Here is a 19123-nt window from a genome sequence, read left to right on the forward strand (position 1 = left end):
ATGCAATTACTGGAAGTTCCCGCCAAGGAAGGTTACGTCTGGTTCCGCCAGGGCATCTGGCTGTTTCGCAAGAATCCGCTCGCGTTCCTGATGCTGCTGTTCATCTACCTGATCGCGGCGCAGCTGGCCATTTTCGTGCCGCTGTTCGGCGTGATCGCGCTGCTCGTGGTGACGCCCGGCCTGTACGTGGGGGTGATGACGGCCTGTCGCGACGTGATCCAGAACAAGCGTGTGCTGCCGACCGTGCTGTTATCGGGGTTCCGGACCAACGGCAAGCAGGCCACGCGCAATCTGCTCATTCTCGGCGCGATCTATGCGGTCATGGTATTCACGCTGAGCCTGATCGCGGGCGCGCTCGTCGATATCAGCACGCTGGCGCCGATTCTGCTCAAGCAGGAGGAACCGTCGGCGGAGTCGGTGCGGCAGCTGTATTACGCGCTGCTGCTGGGCGCGCTGCTCTACACGCCGATCGCGATGATGTTCTGGTTCGCGCCGCTGCTGGCGGCGTGGCACAGCGTGCCGCCCGTGAAGGCCTTGTTCTTCAGCTGGACCGCATGCTGGCGGAATCGCGGCGCGTTCTTTACGTACGCGGTGCTGTTCGCGCTGCTGATGGTCGCGATTCCGTTCTTCCTGGAAGCGGTGTTCGCGGCGTTTGGCGCGGAGGCGGTGCTGTCGTTCCTCGTCACGCCGTATTCGCTGCTGATGCTCGCGATCCTGTATTGCTCGTTCTACGCCACCTATCGCGGCTGCTTCAATATCGCCCCCGCGGAGCCGGAGGCGACATCGGTTCAGGCCTGATCAGTCGATCGGGTCCAGCTTGGCGACGCCAAGCGCCAGCTTCTTCGTCCCGTGGCGCTTGAAGTTGATCTGGGCGTGGGCATTGGCGCCCTCGCCCTCGATGGCCGTGATCTTGCCCTCGCCGAACTTGTTGTGGAACACGCCCTGCCCGACGCGGAAGCCAGTTTCGGCCGCGCGCTTGCTGTCGGCGTAACCGTTCCCGGTGTCCATGCCGCCTGTCGGCTTCGTGCCCGTGTAGGCCACATCCTCCGGCCGCTTGAACCAGTCCCGGCCCCACGCCGACTCCGACTTCTCGCGGCGCCCGCCGCCCATGCCACCGTAGGCCTGCTGCGGGGGCGTGAGCCACTTCAATGCGCCTTCCGGCAGCTCCTCGAAGAACCGCGACCGCACGTGGTAGCGCATCTGGCCATGCAGCACACGGCTTTGCGCGAACGACAGGTAGAGCCGCTCCCGCGCGCGCGTGATCGCCACATACATCAGGCGGCGTTCTTCCTCGAGCCCGTCGGCCTCCATCGCGCTGTTCTCGTGCGGGAACAGCCCTTCTTCGAGGCCGGTGATAAACACCACGTTGAACTCGAGCCCCTTGGCCGCATGCACGGTCATCATCTGCACGGCATCCTGGCCGGCCTGCGCCTGGTTGTCGCCAGCCTCGAGCGAGGCATGGGTCAGGAACGCGACCAGCGGGGTCATGACCACGGGCAACTGCTCGGGGTCGAGCACCTGCTGGGCCTGATCGCCCTCGGCCAGCGCGGGCGTGCCGGTCTGCCCGGCCGGCAGCACCGCCGCCGGCGCGTCCAGTCCGTAGCCTTCCTCCATCACGAAGGCCTGCGCGGCGGTCACCAGTTCCTGCAAGTTCTCGATGCGGTCCTGCCCTTCTTTCTCGGCCCGGTAATGCTGGATCAGGCCGCTCGTGTTGGTCACGTACTCGACCATCTCGGGCAGCGTCATGCGGCGCGTTTCGGCGCGCATCTGGTCGATCAGACGGATAAACGCGCCCAGCGAGCTGCCGGCCTTGCCGGGCACATAGGCGACCGCTTCCGACAGCGAGCAGTTGTACTGGCGCGCGGCATCCTGCAGCGCCTCGAGCGAGCGCGCGCCGATACCGCGCGTCGGGAAATTGACCACGCGGCCGAACGCCGCGTCGTTGCGCGGATTCTCGATCAGTTGCAGATAGGCCAGTGCATGCTTGACTTCGGCGCGTTCGAAGAATCGCAGGCCGCCATAGACGCGGTACGCGATGCCGGCCGAGAACAGCGCATGCTCGATGACCCGCGACTGGGCGTTGCTGCGATAGAGAATCGCGATCTCCGAGCGCGACATGCCCTGCGCGATCTGGTCGCGAATCTCCTCGACGATCCACGAGGCTTCCTGCCCGTCCGAGCCGCCCTGGAACACGCGCACCGGTTCGCCATGCCCCGCGTCCGTGCGCAGGTTCTTGCCGAGCCGGCGCGAGTTATGGGAGATCAGATGGTTCGCGGAATCGAGGATATTGCCGTGCGAACGGTAGTTCTGCTCGAGCTTGATCAGTTGGCGCACGCGGAATTCGTGCTCGAAGTCGCGCATATTGCCGACGTTCGCGCCCCGGAACGCATAGATGCTCTGGTCGTCGTCGCCCACCGCGAACACCGCGGCCGCGCGGCCCGTGCCATACCCCGCCAGCATCTTGAGCCACTGGTATTGCAGCACGTTGGTGTCCTGGAACTCGTCGACGAGGATATGGCGGAAGCGGTGCTGATAGTGCTCGCGAATCGCGTCGTTGTAGCGCAGCAGCTCGTAGCAGCGCAGCAGCAATTCGGCGAAATCGACCACGCCTTCGCGCTGGCACTGCTCGTCGTAGGCGGCGTACAGGTCCACGAAACGGCGGTTGTAGTCGTCGTTGGCCTCGACGTCGGCCGGCCGCAGCCCCTGCTCCTTCGCGTTATTGATGAAGTACTGGAGGTTCTTGGCCGGGTACTTCTCGTCATCGACGTTGAGCGCCTTGAGCAGGCGCTTGAGCGACGAAAGCTGGTCCTGCGAGTCGAGGATCGCGAATGTCTGCGGCAGGCCCGCATCGCGGAAATGCGCGCGCAGCATGCGGTTGCACAGCCCGTGGAACGTGCCGATCCACATGCCGCGCGTATTGATGGGCAGCATCGCGGCCAGCCGCGTCTGCATTTCCTTGGCCGCCTTGTTGGTAAAGGTCACCGCGAGCACGCCGGCCGGCGAAACGTGGCCGTTCTGGATCAGCCAGGCGATCCGGGTGGTCAGCACGCGGGTTTTGCCACTGCCAGCGCCCGCCAGGATCAGCGCCGGCTCGTCGGGTAGCGTGACGGCGGCGAGTTGTTCGGCGTTGAGATTGGCGAGCAGGTTGGACATTCGCTGGATTTGCGTCAAGAAAGGGCCTTTGCGGATAGCCGGGATTATACCGGCCCCTTATCCCCTATAATTTGTCGTTTCGCCGACGCCTTTGCCGACGCGGCCCCTAAGACATACCGATACCGAGCGACACCGAGCATGACCGCAGAAGACCAGTCCCTTGCCAAGAGCTTCGAACCCGCCGCCATCGAGGCGAAGTGGGGCCCCGAATGGGAGCGCCGCGGCATTGCCCAGCCGACGTTCGACCCCGCCAAGCCGAACTTCGCGATCCAGCTGCCTCCGCCCAATGTGACCGGCACGCTCCACATGGGCCACGCGTTCAACCAGACCATCATGGATGGCCTGACGCGCCACGCGCGCATGCGCGGCGCCAATACGCTGTGGGTACCTGGCACGGACCACGCGGGCATCGCCACCCAGATCGTCGTGGAGCGCCAGCTGGAGGCGCAGGGCGTCTCGCGCCACGACCTCGGCCGCGAGAAGTTCACCGAGAAGGTCTGGGCGTGGAAGGAAGAGTCGGGCTCGACCATCACGCGCCAGGTGCGCCGCATGGGCGCATCGATCGACTGGACGCGCGAGTACTTCACGATGTCCCCGGACATGTCGAAGGCCGTGACCGAGGTGTTCGTGCGCCTGTATGAACAGGGTCTGATCTACCGCGGCAAGCGCCTCGTCAACTGGGATCCCGTGCTCGGCACCGCGGTGTCGGACCTCGAGGTGGACAGCGTCGAGGAAGACGGCTCGCTCTGGCATATCCACTACCCCCTCGTGGAAGCCGACGGCGTGCGCGGCCTGACCCACCTGACCGTGGCCACCACGCGTCCGGAAACCATGCTCGGCGATACCGCGGTGATGGTGCACCCCGAAGACGAGCGCTACGCGCATCTGATCGGCAAGTTCGTCAAGCTGCCGCTGACCGATCGCCAGATTCCCGTGATCGCCGACGAATACGTCGATCGCGCGTTCGGCACGGGTGTGGTCAAGGTGACCCCGGGCCACGATTTCAACGACTATGCGGTGGGCCAGCGCCACAACCTGCCGCAACTGTCGATCCTCACGCTCGACGCGAAGATCGTCGCCGACGCGCCGGCCGCGTATGCGGGGCTCGATCGCTTCGACGCACGCAAGCAGATCGTCGCCGACCTCGACGCGCAGGGCCTGCTCGGCGAGATCAAGAAGCACAAGCTCATGGTGCCGCGCAGCGAGCGTACGGGCAGCGTGATCGAGCCGATGCTGACCGACCAGTGGTTCGTCGCGATGAGCAAGCCCGCCCCGGAAGGCACGTATTTCCCGGGCCGTTCCATCGCCGACGTGGCGCTGGACGCCGTGAAGAGCGGCGAGATCAAGCTGGTGCCGGAAAACTGGAACAGCACGTACAACCAGTGGCTCGAGAACATCCAGGACTGGTGCATCTCGCGCCAGCTGTGGTGGGGCCATCAGATCCCGGCCTGGTACGACGACGCGGGCAACTGCTACGTCGGCCGCACCGAGGAAGAAGCGCTGGCGAAGCAGCAGGCAGCCGGCGGATCCGGCCCGCTGCGCCGCGAGGAAGACGTGCTCGACACGTGGTTCTCTTCCGCGCTGGTACCGTTCTCGTCGCTGGGCTGGCCCGAAGAGACGCCCGAGATCCAGCACTTCCTGCCGTCGTCGGTGCTGGTCACCGGCTACGACATCATCTTCTTCTGGGTGGCGCGCATGGTCATGATGACCAGGCACTTCACCGGCAAGGTGCCCTTCCACACCGTGTACGTGCATGGCCTCGTGCGCGACTCGGAAGGCAAGAAGATGAGCAAGTCCGAGGGCAACACGCTGGACCCCGTTGACCTGATCGACGGCATCGAACTCGAGCCGCTGCTCAAGAAGCGCACCACGGGCCTGCGCCGTCCGAAGGACGCGCCGCGCATCGAGTCGAAGACGAAGAAGGAATTCCCGAACGGCATTCCCTCGTTCGGCGCCGACGCGCTGCGCTTCACGTTCGCGTCGCTGGCCACGCTGGGCCGCAACATCAACTTCGACACGGGCCGCTGCGAGGGTTACCGCAACTTCTGCAACAAGCTGTGGAACGCCACGCGCTTCGTGCTGATGAACACCGAGGGCCATGATTGCGGCATGGGCCCGTGCAACAAGGATTGCGGCCCCGAAGGCTATCTCGATTTCTCGCAGGCGGACCGCTGGATCGTGTCGCTGCTGCAGCGCGTGGAAGCCGAGGTGGACAAGGGCTTCGCGGAATACCGTTTCGACAACATCGCCAGCGCCATCTACAAGTTCGTATGGGACGAGTACTGCGACTGGTACCTCGAAATGGCCAAGGTGCAGATCCAGAACGGCACGCCCGCGCAACAGCGCGCCACGCGCCGCACGCTGCTGCGCGTGCTGGAGACGGTACTGCGCCTCGCGCACCCGATCATCCCGTTCATTACCGAGGAACTGTGGCAAAAGGTCGCCCCGCTGGCGGACCGCGCCAAGGGCGACGGCACCGAGTCGATCGCGCTGCAGGCCTACCCGCAGCCCGCGGCGGCCAAGATCGACGAAGCCGCCGAGCAATGGGTGTCGCAGCTCAAGGCCGTGGTGGACGCGTGCCGTAACCTGCGCGGCGAGATGAATATTTCCCCGGCGCAACGCATTCCGCTCTATGCGCACGGCGACAGCGCGTTCCTGAAGTCCGTGGGGCCCTATGTGCAGGCGCTCGCGAAACTATCGGAAGTGCGCGTGTTCGAAGACGAATCCGAGCTGATGCGCGAGGGTGCCGGCGCGCCGGTGGCGATCGTCGGCGGGAACCACCTGCTGCTGAAGATCGAGATCGACGTGGCGGCCGAGCGTATCCGCCTGACCAAGGAAGCCGATCGCATCGGTGCCGAAATCGTCAAGTGCCGCGGCAAGCTGTCCAACGAAAGCTTCGTGGCCAAGGCGCCGCCGGCCGTCGTCGCGCAGGAAACGCAGCGTTTGTCGGATTTCGAACAGACGCTGGCGAAGCTGCAGGATCAACTACAGCGACTGCCCGCCGCCTGAACTACGAGACACCGCGCGGGGATCGGCATGGAAGTTGCGTGCCGTTTTCCGTGCAGCATCCGACTATTGTGAGAAAAGTCGGACAGTCACGGACAGACGACCCCCCCGGCCATCCGGCACGGTAATGCACCGGCAACAGCCACCGGAATAGAAAGGAATTCTGATATGGAAAACCGCGTCACCAAGGCCGTCTTCCCGGTCGCGGGACTGGGCACCCGTTTTCTGCCCGCGACCAAGGCCAGCCCCAAGGAGATGCTGCCAGTGGTGGACAAGCCGCTGATCCAGTATGCCGTGGAAGAGGCGATGGCTGCCGGCATTACCGAGATGATCTTCGTGACGGGCCGCTCGAAGCGCGCCATCGAGGATCATTTCGACAAGGCGTATGAACTCGAGGCCGAACTCGAAGCCAAGAACAAGCGCGCGCTGCTCGATGTGGTGCGGTCGATCAAGCCGTCGCACGTGGAATGCTTCTACGTGCGCCAGCCCGAGGCACTGGGCCTGGGCCACGCGGTGCTCTGCGCCGCCAAGCTCGTGGGCGACGAACCGTTCGCGGTCATGCTCGCGGACGATCTGCTCGACGGCGACACGCCGATCATGAAGCAGATGGTCGACGTCTATAACCACTACAACTGCTCGGTGCTCGGCGTTGAAGAAATCGCCCCCGAACAGAGCCGTTCCTACGGTGTGGTGGAAGGCCGCGAGTGGGACGAGCGCGTGATCAAGATGTCGGGCATCGTCGAAAAGCCGGCGCCCGAGGACGCACCGTCGAACCTCGGCGTGGTGGGCCGTTATATCCTGACGCCGCGTATCTTCGACCATATCCGCGACCTGAAGCCCGGCGCGGGCGGCGAATTCCAGCTGACGGATGCGATCCAGTCGATGCTGGATCAGGAACAGGTGCTCGCGTACCGCTACAACGGCGTGCGCTACGACTGCGGCAGCAAGCTGGGCCTGCTGAAGGCCACTGTGGAATTCGCGCTCAAGCACCCCGAGGTGCGGGACGAATTCAGTGCCTATCTGGCAAATCGCTGATGGTTTTCACCCCTCTCCCGCCGGGAGAGGGGGCAGCGCCCTCTCAGCGCCCTCTCAGCGGCGCTTCATGTAGAACGTGAAGACCTTGTCCACTTCCTGGTGGGACAGCAGTTCATTGCCGGTCTGCTTGGCAAACGCCTGAAAATCGCGCGGCGAGCCCGGATCGGTCGCCAGCACCTTCAGCACATCGCCGCTTGCCATATCGGCCAGGGCCTTCTTCGTACGCAGGATCGGCAGCGGGCAATTCAGGCCGCGCGCGTCCACTTCCTTCTGAAATTCCATACCTCGTCTTCCCGTTTCAAATCGGCCGTATCGGATCTCACTACAGCCGGTATTGTAGCGAAGCATCCAAGCGCCTGAAGTCCGTCGGCCTGCGCGGGTCCTCGATATCCTCGCCGGTCTGCCGGTCGAAGAAACGCACGGGATAGCCGCGGGCCTGCAGGAAGTCCGCGACCGCGAAGCCCGTGCCCGCACTCCAGATGCGCACCTTCTCGGGTGCCACGAGCTTGTATTCGGCCAGTTCCTCGGACAGCGCGATGGTGCCGCTCGCCTTCACGTGATAGGCGATGATCAGCTCGTTCTTGCGCATGAATTCGTAGACGCCGATCAGCGACACCGATTCGGTGTCCAGATTGGTCTCTTCCTTGAGTTCGCGCGCCACGCCGAGCTCGGGCGTCTCGTCACGCTCGAGAAAGCCTGTGACCAGCGCGAACATCTTTTCCGGCCACGCCGCATTGCGCGCCAGCAACAGCTTGTCTTCGTACTCCACCACGGCCGCCAGCACGGGCAGCGGGTTGTTCCAGTGCACGAATCCGCATCCTTCCGTGACGCAGGCGCTGCGGTCACGTCCGGCATGCGGGAGCACCTGCAACGAGGCGCCGCACTGCGGGCAATAACGGTAGGGTTGCATGTGAGGGCTCGCTCTTCTACGTTGGCGTTTATCTGTCGTTTTTATGGATCTGCGCTTACTTCTGTTCGGACCAGAGCTTGCCGCCGGTGGCCCAGTTCTCGCGCTTGACCTCGTCGATGATGATATCGACGCTGCCGGGCTCGCAGCCCAGTGTCTCGCAGGTGACGCGCGTCACCGCCTCGACCAGCTTGCGGCGCTGATCGAGAGGACGTCCTTCAAACAACTCGATTCGAAACGTTGGCATTACCACTGACTCCTAGTAAAAATCTCGCGCCATCGATGGTCGCGAGGGTGTTGAAACCGCTACTGTAGCGCCAGTCCGGCCAGGCGGCCATCGCGAGTGCCCGGCCGCCGTCGCGATGTGGCCGGTGGTCTACACTTGGAAGTGGCGCGGTCACGGCATTCCTTCCGGACGCGCGCGCGACCATGGCACTCCCCTTCGGCAAGATCGCCCCCCGGATGACCCGCCTGGCATGGCGCGCCGGCCAGGCGCTGCTGGCGGTATTCGCCTGTACGCTGGCCCTGTCGGGCGCCGCCCCCGCGCAGGTCGTGGATACCGCCCCCGCGACCGCGCCTGTCTACGTGGTGCCGCTGCGCGGCGCGGTCGGCCCGGCCACCGCGCATTTCGTGACCCACGGCATCGAACAGGCGCGGCGTGCCAATGCGCAACTCGTCGTGATCGAAATGGATACGCCGGGCGGTCTCGACCGTTCGATGCGCGACATCATCCAGGCGATTCTCGCCTCCCCCGTGCCGGTGGCGACCTATGTGTCGCCCGGCGGCGCGCGCGCGGCGAGCGCCGGGGCGTACATCCTCTACGCGAGCCATATCGCGGCCATGGCGCCCGGCACCAATGTCGGCGCGGCCAGTCCGGTGGCCATCGGCATCGGTGGCCCGCAGCGTGGCGACCATGGGGACCGCGGAGCCGCCTCGGCGCCGGCCGGTGCCGGCAGCGAGGACACGATGGCGCGCAAGCAGATGCACGATGCCTCGGCGTATATCCGCGGCCTCGCGCAACTGCGACAGCGCAATGTGGAATGGGCCGAGCGGGCCGTACGGGAGGCCGTGAGCCTGTCGGCGAGCGAAGCCGTCGCGCAGCATGTGGCGGACCTCGTGGCGCCGGACCTGCCCGCGCTCTTGCGGCAGATCGACGGCCGCAGGGTCGAGGCGGCGGGCGCCCAGCGCGTGCTGCGCACGGCGAACGCGCCCGTGGTGGCCACCGAGCCGGACTGGCGCGCGCGGCTGCTGGCCGTGATCACCGACCCCAGCGTGGCGCTGGTGCTGATGATGATCGGCATCTACGCGCTGCTTTTCGAATTCTCCACGCCCGGCATGGTCGCGCCCGGCGTCATCGGCGCCATTTGCCTGGTAGTCGGCCTGTTCGCGCTGCAGATGCTGCCGTTGAACTATGCGGGCCTTGCGCTGGTCGCACTGGGCATCGGCTGCATGGTCGCGGAGATGTTCCTGCCCACGCTGGGCGTGCTCGGTGTCGGCGGCGCCGTGGCGTTTGCCATTGGCGCCGTGATGCTGATCGATACCGATGTGCCCGGCTTCGGCATTCCGCTGACGGTCATCGCGGTGCTGGCGCTCTCGTCCGTGGCGTTCGTGTTCGCGATGTCGGCGCTCGTGCTGCGCACGCGACGGCGGCCCATCGTCAGCGGCGGGGATACGATCGTCGGCCGGACCGGCATGGTGATCGCCGATGCCACGCTGGACCACGATGGATGGGCTTCCGTCGATGGCGAGCAGTGGCGCGTGCGCACCGCCACGCCGCTGGCGCGCGGACAGTCGGTGCGCGTGACCGCGCGGGACGGACTCGTACTCGATGTGATTGCCATCGACTGATGGCTCGATTGACGCAGATTTTCGGGAAGTTCGACGGGCGCAGGACAACTACAAGGAGTCTCTCATGGCGTTTGGATTCAGCTTTGGCGGTCTGATCTTCCTGCTGGCGCTGCTGGTCATTGCATCGGTACGCGTGCTGCGCGAGTACGAACGCGGTGTGGTCTTCATGCTCGGCCGCTTCTGGCGCGTCAAGGGGCCTGGGCTCGTGCTGATCATTCCGGCCGTGCAGCAGATGGTGCGCGTGGACCTGCGCACGGTGGTCATGGACGTGCCGCCGCAGGACGTGATCTCGCACGACAACGTGTCGGTGAAGGTCAACGCGGTGGTCTATTTCCGCGTGGTGGATCCCGAGCGCGCGATCATCCAGGTGGCCAACTTTCTCGAGGCCACGAGCCAGCTCGCGCAGACCACGCTGCGCGCGGTGCTGGGCAAGCACGAGCTCGACGAAATGCTCGCCGAGCGCGAGAAACTCAACCTCGATATCCAGAAGGTGCTCGACGCGCAGACCGATGCGTGGGGCATCAAGGTCTCGAACGTCGAGATCAAGCACGTCGATATCAACGAGTCGATGGTGCGCGCGATCGCAAGGCAGGCCGAGGCCGAGCGCGAGCGGCGCGCGAAGGTGATTCATGCGGAGGGGGAAATGCAGGCTTCCGAGAAACTGCTCGAAGCCGCGCAGATGCTGGCGCGGCAGCCGCAGGCGATGCAGCTGCGCTATATGCAGACGCTGACGCAGATCGCCGGCGATCGGACGACGACGATTGTATTTCCGTTGCCGGTGGACTTGATCAATACGCTGGCGAGTGCCCTCACTCCGGGCCCCTCTCCCCAAGAGAGCGGGGAGAAAACCTGAAACAACAGGTTCTCTACCGCCTCTCCCCGAGAGGGGAGAGGGGAGCAAACCCTGCAGACTCAGACCTTTGCCGCGACCCAGTCGCTGACACCCGCCAGGGCGTTCGGCAGGTTCGCCGGCTCCGTGCCACCAGCCTGCGCCATGTCCGGACGGCCACCGCCCTTGCCGCCCACCTGCTGGGCGACGAAGTTGACGAGGTCCCCGGCCTTCACCTTGCCCGTGGCATCGGCGGTCACGCCCGCAATCAGGCTCACCTTGCCGTCGGTCACGGCGCCCAGCACGATGGCCGCGCTCTTGAGCTTGTCCTTGAGCTTGTCCATCGTCTCGCGCAGCGTCTTCACGTCCGCGCCGTCGAGCTGGGCGGCCAGCACCTTCAGGCCCTTGACGTCCACGGCCTGCTCGGCCAGTTCGTCGCCTTGCGAGGCGGCCAGCTTGCTCTTCGCGCGTTCGAGTTCCTTCTCCAGCGCGCGCACCTGGTCCTGCACCTGCGCGATGCGCGACACCAGCTCCGAAGGCTGCGCGCGCATGGCGGCGGCGGCTTCGTTCAGGCGCGCGTCGAGCGACTGCAGGTAATGCAGCGCGTTATCGCCCGTGATCGCTTCCACGCGGCGGATACCGGCGGCCACGCCGCCCTCCACCACGATCTTGAACAGGCCGATATCGCCCGTGCGCGACACGTGCGTGCCGCCGCAGAGTTCCTTCGACGAGCCGATGGACAGCACGCGCACGTCGTCGGCGTACTTCTCGCCGAACAGCGCCATCGCACCGCTCTTCACCGCATCGTCGAACGGCATGATGCTGGCCGTCGTGGCCTCGTTGCGCAGAATCTCGGCGTTGACGATTTCCTCGACCTGGCGGATCTGCGCATCGGTCATCGGCGCGTTGTGCGAGAAGTCGAAACGCGTCTTGTCGGCATCGACCAGCGAACCTTTCTGCTGCACGTGGGTACCGAGCACTTCGCGCAGGGCCTTGTGCATCAGGTGGGTGGCCGAGTGGTTGCGCATCGTGCGCGCGCGGCGAATCTCATCGACCTTCGCGGCCACGACGTCGCCGACCTTCAGCGCGCCGCCCGAGAGCGTGCCCTGATGGCCGAACACGTCGGCCTGCACCTTCGTGGTATCGCCGACGGTGAACACCGCGGCACCGGCCACGAGCGTGCCCTGGTCGCCGGCCTGGCCGCCGGACTCGGCGTAGAACGGCGTGTGGTCGAGCACGACCACGCCTTCCTGGCCCGGCTGCATCGTCTGCACCGCGGCGCCATCCACGTACAGCGCGATGACGCGCGCCTGCTCGACGCCCAGCGCGTCATAGCCGTGGAACACGGTCTTGTCGCCCGAGTACTCGAGGCCGGCGGCCATCTTGAACTTGCCGGCCGCGCGGGCCTGCTCGCGCTGACGCGTCATGGCGGCATCGAACGCGGCCTCATCGACCGTGATCTCCTGCTCGCGCGCCACGTCCTGCGTGAGGTCGAGCGGGAAGCCGAACGTGTCGTGCAGCTTGAATGCGAGCTCGCCGTCGAGCACGTTGCCGCCCTTCGACTTCAGTTCGCTCACGGCGCCTTCGAGAATGGTCATGCCGTTCTCGATGGTCTCGAAGAAACGCTCTTCCTCGGCCTTCAGCACCTCGGTCACGCGCGCCTGCGCATCGGCGAGTTCCGGGTAGGCGGCACCCATCTGCGCGACGAGGTCGGGGACCATCTTGTGGAAGAACGGCGTCTTCTGGCCGAGCTTGTAGCCATGGCGAATGGCGCGGCGCACGATCCGGCGCAGGACGTAGCCACGGCCTTCGTTGCCGGGAATCACGCCATCGACGATCAGGAACGAGCAAGCGCGGATATGGTCGGCGATGACCTTCAGCGAGTTCTGGTTCAGGTCGGTGATATGCGTTTCGCGCGCGGCGGCCTGGATCAGCGCCTGGAACAGGTCGATCTCGTAGTTGCTGTGCACGTGCTGGAGCACGGCCGCAATCCGCTCGAGGCCCATGCCGGTGTCCACGCACGGCTTGGGCAGCGGCGTCATGTTGCCCTGCTCGTCGCGGTTGAACTGCATGAACACGAGGTTCCAGATCTCGATGTAGCGGTCGCCGTCTTCTTCGGGCGATCCCGGCGGGCCACCCCACACTTCGGGACCATGGTCGTAGAAGATCTCCGAGCACGGACCGCACGGGCCCGTATCGGCCATCTGCCAGAAGTTGTCGGACGCGTAGCGCGCGCCCTTGTTGTCGCCGATGCGCACGATGCGCTCGGCCGGCACGCCCACTTCCTTGGCCCAGATGTCGTACGCCTCGTCATCCTCGGCATACACGGTGACCCACAGCTTGTCCGCGGGCAGCTGGTAGACCTTGGTCAGCAGTTCCCACGCGTACTGGATGGCGTTGCGCTTGAAGTAGTCGCCGAACGAGAAGTTGCCCAGCATCTCGAAGAACGTATGGTGGCGGGCGGTGTAGCCCACGTTCTCGAGGTCATTGTGCTTGCCGCCCGCGCGCACCGAACGCTGCGAAGACGTCGCGCGCGAATACGGGCGCTTGTCGGTGCCAAGGAACACGTCCTTGAACTGCACCATGCCGGAATTGGTGAACAGCAGCGTCGGGTCGTTCGCCGGCACCAGGCTGGACGAGCGGACCACGGTATGGTCCTTCGACTCGAAGAACTGCAGGAACTTGCTGCGAATGTCGGAGACTTTCATGTTATGGCAGGCGCAGCCCATTGCCGGGCGGCTGTTCGGAATTGGATTTGCAAACCGTTGATTATACGGGGAAGCCCTGCCGGAGGGCAGACTCCGCGCACCGGCCAAGTGCGGTCGGCGGCCTGCCCGGTGGTACAGTGCGATCTTTCCCAATTCCGCGCCGTCCCTGCCGGCCTTCCCCCCAATGGGAGCCTTGAGCCACCTTCGCGTCCTCGACCTGACCCGCGTTCTCGCCGGGCCGTGGTGCGCACAGAATCTCGCCGACTTCGGCGCCGATGTCATCAAGATCGAGCGCCCCGGCGCCGGTGACGATACCCGCACGTGGGGGCCGCCCTGGCTGAAGACGGAGGACGGCCGGGATACCGCCGAGGCCGCCTACTACCTGGCCGCCAACCGCAACAAGCGCTCGGTCACCTGCGATATCAGCACGCCCGAGGGCCAGCAGCTCGTGCGCGAGCTCGCGGCGCAGAGCGATGTCGTGCTCGAGAACTACAAGGTCGGGCAGCTGAAGAAGTACGGGCTGGACTACGACTCGCTGCGCGCGGTCAAGCCGGACCTGATCTATTGCTCGGTGACGGGCTTCGGCCAGACGGGTCCGTATGCGAACCGCGCCGGCTACGATTTCATCATCCAGGGCATGGGCGGCTTCATGAGCCTGACCGGCGAGCGCGACGACCTGCCCGGCGGCGGGCCGCAGAAGGCCGGCGTGGCGATCTCCGACCTGATGACGGGCCAGTACGCGACCATCGCGGTGCTGGCGGCGCTCGCGCACCGCGACCGCACCGGCGAGGGCCAGTACATCGACATGGCGCTGCTCGACGTGCAGGTGGCGATGCTCGCCAACATGAACACCAACTACCTGGCCAGCGGCGTGGCGCCGAAGCGCTGGGGCAACGCGCATCCGAACATCGTTCCCTACCAGACGTTCCAGGCCGCCGACGGCTGGATCATCGTCGCGGTGGGCAACGACGGGCAATTCCGCAAGTTCGTGACCGCGGGCGGGCGTCCCACGCTGGCCGACGATCCGCGCTTTGCCACCAATCCGCAGCGCGTGGCGAACCGCGACGTGCTGGTGCCGATTCTCGGGGAGATGGTGCGGCCGCGCACGCGCGCGCAATGGATCGCGGACCTCGAGGCCGCCGGCGTGCCGTGCGGCCCGATCAATACGCTCGACGACGTGTTCGAGGACGATCAGGTCAAGGCGCGCGGCCTGCGCGTCGATCTGCCCCATCCGACCGCGGGCGAGGTGAAGCTGGTCGGCAGCCCGATCCGCATGAGCAAGACCCCGCCCGAGGCGCTGCGCCACCCGCCGCTGCTCGGCGAGCATACGGAGGCAGTGCTGGCCGACACGCTCGGTTACGACGCCGACCGTATCGCCGCGTTGCGGGGCAAGGGCGTGATCTAGCGAGACCGGCCCCAAGAACAATATTCCCCACAGGAGGAGACATGCTGACCGATGCGTTGCTCGCGTTCTTTCACTTTGGCGCCATCTTCCTGCTCGTCACGCTGATGGCGGCGGAGGCCGTCGTGCTGCGGCCCGACATGACGCCCGCCGTGCTCCGGCGCCTGTCCCTCTACGATCTGTTCTATTTCCTGTCGGCCATCGCCGTGCTGGTCTCCGGCCTGCTGCGGCTGTTCTATGGCGCCAAGGGCATGGGTTTCTATATCCACAACCCCTGGTTCCACGCGAAGATGACCGTCTTCGTGCTGATCGCGCTGTGCTCGCTGCCGCCGACGTTCGCCATCGCGCGCTGGCGCAAGCAGGCGCGCACGCTACCCGAGTTCGTCCCGACGCCGGCCGAGATCAAGATCGCGCGCCGCTGGGTCATGATCCAGGCGCACGTGCTGATCCTGTTGCCGCTGTGCGCGGTGATGATGGCGCGCGGGATCGGAATGTAATTTTCTTGTTTCTGTCATGCTGAATACATGGATCCAGGCCACCAAGCTGGCCATTACCACCGTCGCCATCGTCGCTGCCGCAACGGCCGCGCCCGCATACGCGGCGCCTGCCGGCAACTGGCCCGCCAAGCCCATCCGCTTCGTCGTGCCCTACCCGGCCGGCGGCCCGCTCGATACCGTCGCGCGCGCCATCGGCGAGAAACTGCGCGATGAACTCGGCCAGCCCGTCGTCGTGGAGAACAAGCCCGGCGCCGGCGGCAACCTCGGCGCGGACTTCGTGGCCAAGCAGCCCGCGGACGGCTATACGATCCTGATGGGCGCGGTGGCGACGCATGCGATCAACCCCACGCTGTTCACGAAGATGCCGTACGACCCGATTCGCGACTTCGCACCGGTGACGCTCGTGGCGGATGTGCCGAACGTGCTCGTGATGCATCCGGGCAAGGCCGCGGAACTGCATATCGACAACGTGCGCGACCTCGTCACGTACGCGCGCAGCCATCCGGGCAAGCTCGACTATGCGTCGGGCGGCAACGGCAGCGCCGGGCATCTGTCCGGCGAACTGTTCAAGAGCATGGCCCACGTGAGCATGGTCCATATTCCGTACAACGGCGCCTCGCCCGCGCAGCTGTCGGTGCTCTCGGGCCAGACGGATCTGATCTTCGACAACCTTGCCTCGGCCTCCGCCAATATCAGGGCGGGCAAGCTCAAGGCGTTCGCGGTGACCACGCAGGCGCGCGCGGCCGCATTCCCGGAACTGCCGACGATTGCCGAGGCGGGCAAGGGGCTTGGCCTCGAAGGGTTCGATATCTCGACGTGGTTCGGCGTGTTCGCGCCGGCCAATACGCCGCGCGAGATCGTCGATCGGCTCAATCGCGATATCGTCGCGATCCTCAAGACGGACGACATGCGCGCGAAGCTCGCGCGTATCGGTGCGCAGCCCGCGCCGACCACGCCCGAGCAGTTCGCCGCGCTGATCCGCCGCGAGCTCAAGAAGTACGGCGAGGTGGTGAAGGTCTCCGGCGCCAAGGTCGACTGACGAACCTCGACTGGCGAACCTGTTATGGTGCGCGGCGGTGGAGCCGCCATGCGCTGTCCCTGGCCGCGGCATCGCCCGCCGGGCCGCGCGGCAGCAACAACCCCACCTGCACGATACGCGGGCCGTCCATGCGCGTGACCGTCAGCCGCAGTCCGGCGACCGCCACCGCATCGCCCTCGACCGGTGGCGACGGAAACGCCGCGAGCATCGCGTCTTCCAGCGTCTTGCCCGTCTCGGCTGGCGTCAGCGCGCGCGTGCCGTACAACGCGGCCACCTCGTCGAGCGATGCCTCGCCCGACAGCAGGAAATCGTGCGAGACCTGATCCCATTCGGGCGGCGTCGCTGGCGTAAGGAACAGCTGCGACAGCATGGGGACGCTCGTGGCCGGCGCCAGCACGGACACGGCGTCGCCGGCACGCAGCACCGCCTGATCGAGCGGCGCCAGCGCGCCGTCACGCACCACGGCCACCACGGCGCAGCGCGGCGGCAACTCCAGCCGGTCCGCGCGCTGGTCCGTCACGGGCGAATTGGTCGCGACCAGAAACTGCATGAGTTCGAGCGCGGGCGCATGCGTGCCGCGTAGCCGCTCGCGCGAGAGCGGCTCGGTATAGCTGGGCCGCATCACGCGCGCCAGCCGCGCGGCCAGCGCGACGGTCGTGCCCTGGCACAGCAGGCTCAGCAGCACCACGGCAAAGGCGACGCGGAAAATCAGGCCCGAGTCCTCCATGCCCTTGAGCAGCGGAAACAGCGACAGCACGATGGGCACCGCGCCGCGCAGCCCCATCCAGCCCAGGAACGCCTTTTCCCGCCCGTTGAAGCGGAAGGGCAGCAGCGACAGCCAGACGGCCACTGGGCGCGCCACGAACATCAGGAAGACGCCGATCAGAAACGCCGGAAGCGCGATGTCCCAGATGCGATGCGGCGCCACGAGCAACCCCAGCAGCAGGAACATGACCGACTGCGCGAGCCACGCCATGCCGTCCATCGCGCGCATGGTGTCGGACGTGACCGCGCGCTCGCGGTTGCCGACGAGCACGCCCGTCAGGTACACCGCGAGGAAGCCGCTGCCGCCGGCCGTCTGCACGATCGCGAACACCATCGTGCCGCCCGCGCAGACGAGAATGGCCTGCAGGCCCTCGGCCACCTGGATGCGCTCGAGGACATTGGCGAGGCAGTAGCCGAGCCCGAGCCCCAGCAGGCCGCCCACGCCGAACTGCACGAGCAGCCGCAGTCCGAGCGCGCCCGGCGTGAGCGCGTCCGGCGCGGTGATCCATTCGATCAGTGTCAGGGTCAGGAAGATCGCCATCGGGTCGTTGATGCCCGATTCGATCTCGAGCACGCTGCCCACGCGTTCCTTGAGGCGAATGCCGCTGCTGTTGAGCAGCGAGAACACCGCGGCCGCATCGGTGGAGCCGACGATCGCCCCGAACAGCAGGCCGAGCTTCCACTCCACGCCGAGCAGCCAGCTGGCGAACGCCCCGACGAGCCCCGCGGTCACGAGTACGCCGACGGTCGCGAGCGACAGCGAGGGCCGCAGCGCCACCCGGAACGTGGCCAGCCGCGTGCGCAGGCCGCCATCGAGCAGGATGATGGCCAGGGCGACGTTGCCCACGAGGAAACTGAGCCAGGTGTTCGAGAATTCGATATGGCCCGGACCGTCCACGCCGGCCAGCATCCCGACGCCGAGAAAGACGAGCAGGAACGGCACGCCGAAGCGCGACGAGAACGCGCCCACCACGATGCCCAGCGACATCACGACGGCGCCGATCAGGATGGCATGCTCGATGCTCTCCACGCGCGATCTTTCCTTTCGAAGCTTTCAACCCAAGCTTTCAACCGAAGCTTCAAACCTTTCGGGTGGCTTTCCGTTTTCTTTCAGCGCGCGGGCGGGCGCAGTGGTCCCGCCGATCATAACCGAGCCTCCCGCGTTCCACAGTCGGGCGCCCGCTGACGCCCGGCAGCCCGCCTCCTGCCTGCGTTCCCGGTATTTACCCTCAGCCTTTCTGCATCCTTTCATACGTATTCCTAGGGACATACCCTGAGCATGACGTCAAATGCAGACATGTGAAAGGTAGCTGAAAGGTACCGCTTTTACCTTCCACCCTGCTCGCGACGGGGTCAGGGGCAAATCGCCCCCTTGTGCAGTGCGTCAACTGCACCGTTGCGAAGAATTTCAAGCGTCTTATCGAGGAGAATCACTTTGCGCATACGTAGCCAAAAGGACTTTGCCTCCGGCCTGATGTTTATCCTGGTCGGTATCGGCTTTTCCTGGGTCGCCCGTACCTATTCCATGGGCACCGCCGCCAAGATGGGGCCGGGATACTTCCCCTTCTGGCTCGGCATCGTGCTGGCCCTGCTCGGGGTCCTCGTGCTCTGGGGCTCGATGTCCTTGAAGTCCGAGGAAGACCACCTCGCCAAATGGGATATCAAGACCCTGCTGTGGATTCTGGGTGCCGTCGTGCTGTTCGGCCTGCTGCTGAAGCCGCTCGGCATGGTGCTGTCGGTGTTCGTGCTGGTGATGGTCTCGTCGATGGCGAGCCATGAATTCAGCTGGAAGGGCGCTCTGGCCGCCGCGGTCATCCTGGTCGTGATCAGCATGGGTGCGTTCGTCTACGGCATCAACCTGCAGATGCCGGTGTGGCCTGCTTTCATTACCGGCTAAGGAGACGACTCTCATGGAATTGTTGGCCAACCTGGGA

15 protein-coding genes are annotated in these 19123 nt (G+C 65.8%); 9 read left to right on the top strand and 6 right to left on the bottom strand.

Features of this window, described 5'->3' with window-relative positions:
• On the top strand, positions 1–798 hold the full coding sequence (locus AAHB16_RS26935; protein ID WP_150372493.1) for a BPSS1780 family membrane protein: 798 nt from the start codon (positions 1–3) through the stop codon (positions 796–798).
• On the opposite strand, the gene AAHB16_RS26940 is transcribed toward AAHB16_RS26935, so the two are convergent.
• On the bottom strand, positions 799–3153 hold the full coding sequence (locus AAHB16_RS26940; RefSeq protein ID WP_150372494.1) for a UvrD-helicase domain-containing protein: 2355 nt from the start codon (positions 3151–3153) through the stop codon (positions 799–801).
• Positions 3154–3291: 138 nt separating this feature from the next.
• On the opposite strand from AAHB16_RS26940, the gene AAHB16_RS26945 reads away from it, so the two are divergent.
• Positions 3292–6162, top strand: coding sequence for a valine--tRNA ligase (locus AAHB16_RS26945; RefSeq protein ID WP_342052459.1), 2871 nt, complete (start codon positions 3292–3294; stop codon positions 6160–6162).
• A gap of 165 nt (positions 6163–6327) precedes the next feature.
• Positions 6328–7194 (top strand): UTP--glucose-1-phosphate uridylyltransferase GalU, encoded by an 867-nt coding sequence (galU, locus tag AAHB16_RS26950; RefSeq protein ID WP_150372496.1) that lies wholly within the window; start codon positions 6328–6330, stop codon positions 7192–7194.
• Positions 7195–7248: 54 nt separating this feature from the next.
• Here the strand turns inward: galU and AAHB16_RS26955 are convergent, their stop codons facing one another.
• From AAHB16_RS26955 to AAHB16_RS26965, 3 genes are read right to left on the bottom strand one after another with little or no spacing between them, the layout of a single operon-like run.
• Positions 7249–7476 (bottom strand): sulfurtransferase TusA family protein, encoded by a 228-nt coding sequence (locus AAHB16_RS26955; RefSeq protein WP_109581811.1) that lies wholly within the window; start codon positions 7474–7476, stop codon positions 7249–7251.
• Between the two features lie 40 nt (positions 7477–7516).
• The gene (locus tag AAHB16_RS26960) at positions 7517–8104 is read right to left on the bottom strand and encodes an NUDIX domain-containing protein (protein WP_150372497.1); all 588 of its coding nucleotides are present in this window, start codon (positions 8102–8104) and stop codon (positions 7517–7519) included.
• Between the two features lie 55 nt (positions 8105–8159).
• Positions 8160–8348 (bottom strand): 4-oxalocrotonate tautomerase, encoded by a 189-nt coding sequence (locus AAHB16_RS26965; protein WP_150372498.1) that lies wholly within the window; start codon positions 8346–8348, stop codon positions 8160–8162.
• 182 nt (positions 8349–8530) lie between these two features.
• Between AAHB16_RS26965 and AAHB16_RS26970 the strand changes: the two genes are divergently transcribed.
• Complete coding sequence (locus tag AAHB16_RS26970; RefSeq protein ID WP_342052460.1) at positions 8531–9949, top strand: NfeD family protein; 1419 nt, start codon at positions 8531–8533, stop codon at positions 9947–9949.
• Between the two features lie 64 nt (positions 9950–10013).
• Positions 10014–10802 carry a slipin family protein gene (locus AAHB16_RS26975; protein ID WP_150372499.1) on the top strand — a complete coding sequence of 263 codons (789 nt, stop codon included), beginning with the start codon at positions 10014–10016 and terminating at the stop codon, positions 10800–10802.
• 59 nt (positions 10803–10861) lie between these two features.
• Here AAHB16_RS26975 and alaS read toward each other — a convergent pair whose 3' ends face one another.
• A complete protein-coding gene (gene alaS, locus AAHB16_RS26980) occupies positions 10862–13486 on the bottom strand; it encodes an alanine--tRNA ligase (protein WP_150372500.1) in 2625 nt (874 codons plus the stop codon).
• Between the two features lie 184 nt (positions 13487–13670).
• On the opposite strand from alaS, the gene AAHB16_RS26985 reads away from it, so the two are divergent.
• Genes AAHB16_RS26985 through AAHB16_RS26995 form a run of 3 tightly spaced genes read left to right on the top strand, consistent with a single transcriptional unit; the run spans position 13671 to position 16424 of the window.
• On the top strand, positions 13671–14891 hold the full coding sequence (locus AAHB16_RS26985; protein WP_150372501.1) for a CaiB/BaiF CoA transferase family protein: 1221 nt from the start codon (positions 13671–13673) through the stop codon (positions 14889–14891).
• Positions 14892–14932: 41 nt separating this feature from the next.
• A complete protein-coding gene (locus AAHB16_RS26990) occupies positions 14933–15385 on the top strand; it encodes a DUF2214 family protein (RefSeq protein ID WP_150372502.1) in 453 nt (150 codons plus the stop codon).
• Between the two features lie 16 nt (positions 15386–15401).
• The gene (locus tag AAHB16_RS26995; protein ID WP_150372503.1) at positions 15402–16424 is read left to right on the top strand and encodes a tripartite tricarboxylate transporter substrate binding protein; all 1023 of its coding nucleotides are present in this window, start codon (positions 15402–15404) and stop codon (positions 16422–16424) included.
• A 22-nt stretch (positions 16425–16446) separates the two neighbouring features.
• On the opposite strand, the gene AAHB16_RS27000 is transcribed toward AAHB16_RS26995, so the two are convergent.
• Positions 16447–18219 carry a potassium/proton antiporter gene (locus AAHB16_RS27000; protein WP_150372504.1) on the bottom strand — a complete coding sequence of 591 codons (1773 nt, stop codon included), beginning with the start codon at positions 18217–18219 and terminating at the stop codon, positions 16447–16449.
• A gap of 405 nt (positions 18220–18624) precedes the next feature.
• Between AAHB16_RS27000 and AAHB16_RS27005 the strand changes: the two genes are divergently transcribed.
• On the top strand, positions 18625–19086 hold the full coding sequence (locus AAHB16_RS27005) for a tripartite tricarboxylate transporter TctB family protein (protein ID WP_150372505.1): 462 nt from the start codon (positions 18625–18627) through the stop codon (positions 19084–19086).
• Positions 19087–19123: the final 37 nt, after the last annotated feature.

Origin of the sequence: Cupriavidus sp. OTU4054 (genome assembly GCF_038440175.1) — a bacterium.
Lineage (GTDB): Bacteria > Pseudomonadota > Gammaproteobacteria > Burkholderiales > Burkholderiaceae > Cupriavidus > Cupriavidus pauculus_D.

Coding starts and splice junctions, on each gene's coding strand:
- AAHB16_RS26935 (WP_150372493.1), top strand. CDS start 1: ATGCAATTACTGGAAGTTCCCGCCAAGGAAGGTTACGTCTGGTTCCGC.
- AAHB16_RS26940 (WP_150372494.1), bottom strand. CDS start 3,153: ATGTCCAACCTGCTCGCCAATCTCAACGCCGAACAACTCGCCGCCGTC.
- AAHB16_RS26945 (WP_342052459.1), top strand. CDS start 3,292: ATGACCGCAGAAGACCAGTCCCTTGCCAAGAGCTTCGAACCCGCCGCC.
- galU (WP_150372496.1), top strand. CDS start 6,328: ATGGAAAACCGCGTCACCAAGGCCGTCTTCCCGGTCGCGGGACTGGGC.
- AAHB16_RS26955 (WP_109581811.1), bottom strand. CDS start 7,476: ATGGAATTTCAGAAGGAAGTGGACGCGCGCGGCCTGAATTGCCCGCTG.
- AAHB16_RS26960 (WP_150372497.1), bottom strand. CDS start 8,104: ATGCAACCCTACCGTTATTGCCCGCAGTGCGGCGCCTCGTTGCAGGTG.
- AAHB16_RS26965 (WP_150372498.1), bottom strand. CDS start 8,348: ATGCCAACGTTTCGAATCGAGTTGTTTGAAGGACGTCCTCTCGATCAG.
- AAHB16_RS26970 (WP_342052460.1), top strand. CDS start 8,531: ATGGCACTCCCCTTCGGCAAGATCGCCCCCCGGATGACCCGCCTGGCA.
- AAHB16_RS26975 (WP_150372499.1), top strand. CDS start 10,014: ATGGCGTTTGGATTCAGCTTTGGCGGTCTGATCTTCCTGCTGGCGCTG.
- alaS (WP_150372500.1), bottom strand. CDS start 13,486: ATGAAAGTCTCCGACATTCGCAGCAAGTTCCTGCAGTTCTTCGAGTCG.
- AAHB16_RS26985 (WP_150372501.1), top strand. CDS start 13,671: ATGGGAGCCTTGAGCCACCTTCGCGTCCTCGACCTGACCCGCGTTCTC.
- AAHB16_RS26990 (WP_150372502.1), top strand. CDS start 14,933: ATGCTGACCGATGCGTTGCTCGCGTTCTTTCACTTTGGCGCCATCTTC.
- AAHB16_RS26995 (WP_150372503.1), top strand. CDS start 15,402: ATGCTGAATACATGGATCCAGGCCACCAAGCTGGCCATTACCACCGTC.